The organism is Bacillus sp. JST-5, from assembly GCF_057747715.1.
In genome coordinates, this window is the sequence record NZ_JBYLHW010000120.1 from 1 (window position 1) to 2559 (window position 2559).

4 protein-coding genes are annotated in these 2559 nt (G+C 33.0%); 2 read left to right on the plus strand and 2 right to left on the minus strand.

The window, feature by feature from the left end; translation table 11 throughout:
- Positions 1-157: 157 nt before the first annotated feature.
- Both istB and AC3ASS_RS13945 read right to left on the minus strand, forming a co-directional pair.
- A complete protein-coding gene (istB, locus tag AC3ASS_RS13940) occupies positions 158-913 on the minus strand; it encodes an IS21-like element helper ATPase IstB (protein ID WP_488284114.1) in 756 nt (251 codons plus the stop codon).
- Positions 906-1232, minus strand: a complete 327-nt coding sequence (locus tag AC3ASS_RS13945; protein WP_488284115.1) for a Mu transposase domain-containing protein — start codon at positions 1230-1232, stop codon at positions 906-908. Before AC3ASS_RS13945 ends, istB begins: the two co-directional genes overlap by 8 nt.
- A gap of 111 nt (positions 1233-1343) precedes the next feature.
- Here AC3ASS_RS13945 and AC3ASS_RS13950 point away from each other — a divergent pair, with 111 nt between their 5' ends.
- Both AC3ASS_RS13950 and AC3ASS_RS13955 read left to right on the plus strand, forming a co-directional pair.
- Positions 1344-1754 carry a helix-turn-helix domain-containing protein gene (locus tag AC3ASS_RS13950; RefSeq protein ID WP_488284116.1) on the plus strand — a complete coding sequence of 137 codons (411 nt, stop codon included), beginning with the start codon at positions 1344-1346 and terminating at the stop codon, positions 1752-1754.
- Entirely contained in the window at positions 1755-2483 is a 729-nt protein-coding gene (locus AC3ASS_RS13955; RefSeq protein ID WP_488284117.1) for an IS3 family transposase, read from the plus strand.
- Positions 2484-2559 lie beyond the last annotated feature (76 nt).

Below are 2559 nucleotides of genomic sequence, written 5' to 3' on the forward strand. Positions count from 1 at the left end.
CCTCATTTGTTGAGCGTTCTAACGTTCCCTCAACAAATGAGGGGGTTAAATTTTGCCCACAATAATTTTACTCATACATGTACACTTTTGATTGTTTAATAATGTACAAATTTATCTTATTAGGTATGGCTGTAGCCATACCTAACAATTATTTAGCTTACGACTTTTTCTCCGTTTGAATATGATTTTTTAAACGATATGAATCCCCTACAATATTGACAACTGTGGCATGATGAAGAATACGATCAAGTATTGCGTTTGCTAATTTAGGATCTTGGAATATTTCTCCCCATGATTTAAAGTTCGCATTGGTTGTAAAGATCGTGCTTTTATTTTCGTATCGCATATCGATCTGTTGGAAAAAGAGTTTCGCATCATTCTCATCAATAGGTAGGTAACCAATTTCATCGATAATAAGTAGTTTATATTTTGAGTAGTGCTTTAAACGTGTTTCTAATCGATTTTCAAGCTTCGCTTTCTTTAGATTTAATATCAAATCGTTACACTTAATAAAATATGTACTAGTTCTTTTCTTCGCTGCTGCTATTCCTATCGATGTTGCTAAGTGGGTTTTTCCCACTCCACTTGAGCCTAAAAATACTATGTTTTCCTTCTGTTCAATAAATCGTAGAGTTGTAAAATCTAGTATTTGTTCTTTATTGACAGATGGTTGAAATGAAAAGTCAAAGTCTTTTATTTCCTTTAAATGTGGAAAAGCGGCAACTTTCACCATAGATTTAATCATGTTAATTTCTTTCATATCAATTTCATAATCTGTTAATTTAATTAAAGCATCGATGAATGATAAGTTATTCTTGTTCATAAAATCGACTGTTTCATCTAAATGAGTAATCATTTGATTTAATTTCAGGTACTTTAAATTTTCAATAAGTTTTAAATTGCTACTATTCATTTTTATACACCTTATTAATTGCGGCTAAATTTTTTAATGCTAATTCTTCAATATTGTCTTTAAAGTGGAGTTGATCAGATAAGCTTTCTACATAATGGCTTTCTTTAAAATTCATCTTTTGATTACTTATCTGATCTTCCGCAATTAAATCCGTGTTATAATAAATATGAATTTTGTTGTCATATACTTGTAAACCTACGGTTTTTCCTATGTATCCTGGTGGTACAGAATACATATTGGACTTGAATGAAACCATATTGGATGTGTTAACTTTTACAGGTATATGATCTATCTTGTAGAAGGAATACCTAATAAACAATTATCTCGAATATATTATATTCCGTCTCATGAGACTGTCAGGAAATGGATAATCAAGTATACTAGAGAGGAAGAAATCAGGAGTTATTCTCCAAAAACCAAGGTGTATACTATGAAGAGTCGCAAAACTACACAAGAAGAGAAAATGGAGATCGTTAAATATTGCTTGAATCAAGGTTTATCTTATAAAGAAACCGCTGAAAAGTATCAAGTTTCCTATAATAATGTTTACTCATGGGTTCAAAAGTATAAAAAACACGGTCCTGACGGGCTAGTAGATGGACGTGTTCGTGGAAAGCCAGACAATATTCAAACGGATGAGGAAAAGTTACGAACAGAAATTATCGCATTAAAAGCACGGAATGAGAACCTTGAAACGGAGAATGCCGCGCTAAAAAAGTTAGAAGAAGTGGAAAGAGTGTTGATGTTACGCAAACGCGATATGAAACTCGAAAAACAAGGATTTAAAATTACGTATCTCTGTGAAGCATTAGGTGTGAGCCGCTCTGGTTATTATAAGTGAATCAATCGGAAACCAACAAAAACAGAGAAACGCTTACGGCACCTGATCAACTGCATTCAAAAAGTGTATGACGAACATAAAGGGATTTATGGCTATCGCCGAATTACGATCTATCTTAATCATTACCTAAACGCTCAAGTAAATCATAAATGTGTGTATCGCTCGATGCGGTTATTAGAGTTAAAAGTAGTGATCCGCCGCAAACGCTATAACTACAAGCCTAATCAACCGCAACATGTAGCTGAAAATGTACTAAATAGAGAATTTCAAGCAGAATATAACACAATGGAAGTACTATTGACAGATGTCACAGAATTCAAATATAGCAATCAGTCAAAAGCTTATTTAAGTGCCATTTTAGATTATGGTGATGATAAAATTGTAGCCTATAAACTATCCCACCGTAATAACAATGCCTTAGTTCTTGATACGGTTACTCAAATTGAAGATACTATTATTCCGAGGAAAACATTATTTCATAGTGATTGTGGATTTCAATACACGTTACATGGGTTTAAGAACTTTGTAGAAAAACACAGCATGTCACGGGTTGGTAAATGTATCGATAACGGTCCAATGGAGAATTTTTGGGGGATTATCAAGGAAGAAATGTATCGATTAACCACTTATAACACATTTGAAGAATTAGTGAAAGATATTAAAGGGTATATTGAATTTTATAATACGAAGCGCGTAACATTGAAGATGGGTTTGAAGATTCCAGCATAAAAAACATACTAAGATTAGTAGCACAGACCACGGCCATGGTCTGTGCTACTATTTTTTTATAGTAGAAGTGGAGAAT